At 31.2% G+C, this 2,384-nt stretch carries 1 protein-coding gene and 1 pseudogene; both read right to left on the bottom strand.

Features of this window, described 5'->3' with window-relative positions; translation table 11 throughout:
• Nucleotides 1–2,038: AAA family ATPase (locus tag ACVC2P_RS00520; RefSeq protein ID WP_452596529.1), on the bottom strand; the 2,038-nt coding region annotated here is incomplete at its 3' end.
• Nucleotides 2,039–2,080: 42 nt separating this feature from the next.
• A pseudogene (locus ACVC2P_RS00515) lies at nt 2,081–2,384 on the bottom strand (SAM-dependent DNA methyltransferase); the annotation flags it as partial.

Below are 2,384 nucleotides of genomic sequence, written 5' to 3'. Positions count from 1 at the left end.
CTATAGCAACGTATAACAACTCTTCTCTAAGGCTATTTCCTAAATGGTTTTTTGCCTTTAATTCTTTTTTAAGCGCTTTTAAACGTTTATTATCTTTTGGAGTTCTACTATCTTCTGGTTTATATAATAATTCGTAATAGGCTTTAAAAGCGGTTTCCATCTCTGGGTCTACTGTACTATATAATCCAAAAAACTCTGAGGTTAATAACTGGTCTGCTCTAAACTCTGAAGGGTTTGGTAAATCGTTTAATACTTCTAGTTTACCGTTATTAGATTTTAATACATAGGTTTCGTTTGCTTCTATACCTTTTAAGCATAAAGGGTCATGTGTTGTTACTAAAAACTGTACGTTTGGGAATGTTCTGCGTAAGCGTTTTACTATTTGCATTTTCCACCGTGGGTGTAAGTTTGCACCTATTTCGTCTATAACTACAAAACCAGATGCATTAGCTATGCTTTCGTTATTTCTTAATAGACCTTCAATAATATTACAGCCTAATGTTATAACAGATTGGTAACCGTCGCTTAACTCATTAAAATAGTGTTGTATTCCTGTTTCATTATAGGTATACCAAACTTTATGATTTTCTAAATCTCTGTTTATTATTGCTTTGTTCTCCAACATTAGTAAATCTAATATGGCTATAGAGACATAATTAAATTGATTTTCTGATAATTGAAGAATAAAGTTTAATGCATTATGTAATGGTATTGCTGGATTAAAAAAGTTATCGACAAAGCATCCTCCCTTAAATCTGTTTTTACCAAATAGTTTTTTATTTGCATGCTTAAATGGCCCAAAGGCTATAATAGAGTGTTCTATAAAGTAGTTTTTAGGTAAGCTATATGTTATTTTGTTACCGATGTTAACGACATAATTATTGGTAGAACTATTAAACAGAAGGCTTACCTCTGCATCTTCGTTTTGATGTCTTTTAATTTCCTCTTTTTTAAAGGTTAATCCATAATAATCTCTACCTATTAATGCTTTTAAAGTTGCCGATAATGCAGAACTTTTACCTACTCCATTTTCGCCTATTAAAATCGCCCAACCTGCGTTTCTTTTTTCTGTTCTATTAAATTTAATATTAAGGTTATCTATGGATTTATAGTTTCTTATAGCTATAGAATCTACTTTAAACTTAGTTGGCCAGTTACTAAACTGATTATCCATTGCTGCTTCATCATCTTCTTTTATATTAATTTTAAAGGCTTTTTTAAATTTCGATGGTGCATTATTAAGTTCTAGGCTTCTATTTGGTCCTAAAAAGTACTGCCTTAAAAAGTATCTTAAAATACCTGAAAATGGAATAGCATTAGTAAATAAAAGTTGTTCTGCTCCTTCTAATTTAACATCTATTTTATATTCTTCTTTTTTATCGAATTGTGATGGTTCTAAGGTTTCTTTTATTTCCGAACCTATATACTGGTCTAAGTCTTCTAAAGCGCTTTGTCTAGATGCTACTAGTTTTCTTCTATTTAAATCTAAAATATCTATTGTTATGTTGCCTCGTTTGGTTTTAGAGTATATTCTTCCTTTTTCATCGTAATAAAAATAGTGTTCTGGGTTTTCGTATTCTGGATCTATAAATACTGGTGACTCCACATTATACAGGGCTTCTTTACCATAGTATCGTACCGATGTTCTATTTTTTAATACAGGGAAATAGTTACTTTTACTGTGTTTACAATCTATACAGACTGGAAAAAGATTATTCCATATCACTGCTAACCACCAGTAATGTTCTTGAGAAATTAATCCACTTGTATCTGCAGCCGAATAATTTGGCCTATAATGATCTATGGTTCTTCCTTTTAGGGTTAAAGGCGATTCGCAATAGGCACATTTATGGTTAGTTTTCTCTAATAACTCCCGCTCTACATCAGCTAATTCTGCTTCTATGTCTTCTACAGGGAATTTTGTTTGGCTGCGTGCTTCTATAGGTTTAGAGAAATGCCGTGCTATTCTATTTTTAAGCACTTTCGCTCTTGCCGATTTAAAAAAAGCTGGTTCTTTTATTTTAGTCGTTTTAATCATAGTAGCGATACTAATTACAAAATATATTTTACATTAGTTATTTTATTTACTGTTAATGGTTTCCATTATTTCCCTAAAACTACTTAGTCCAGATTCTATGTTTTCAATAATCTCATTGGCTAATATGTCTGGGTCTGGTAAATTGTCTAAATCGGTTAAGCTTTTGTCTTTTATCCAGAAAATATCTAGGCTTGTTTTGTCTCTTGCTATTATATCTTTATAGCTATATTTTCGCCATCTTCCTTCTTCATTATCTTCACTCCAGGTTTCTTTTCGCTTATTTATATTGTTTCCATTATATAGGTCTATAAACTCTTTTAAGTGTTCTTGACGCATTGGGCTTTTC

The sequence above is a fragment of the Pontimicrobium sp. MEBiC01747 genome, assembly GCF_053601635.1.
The sequence above is the reverse complement of the archived record's forward strand: the minus strand, read 5'-3'. Positions and strand labels throughout refer to the sequence as shown.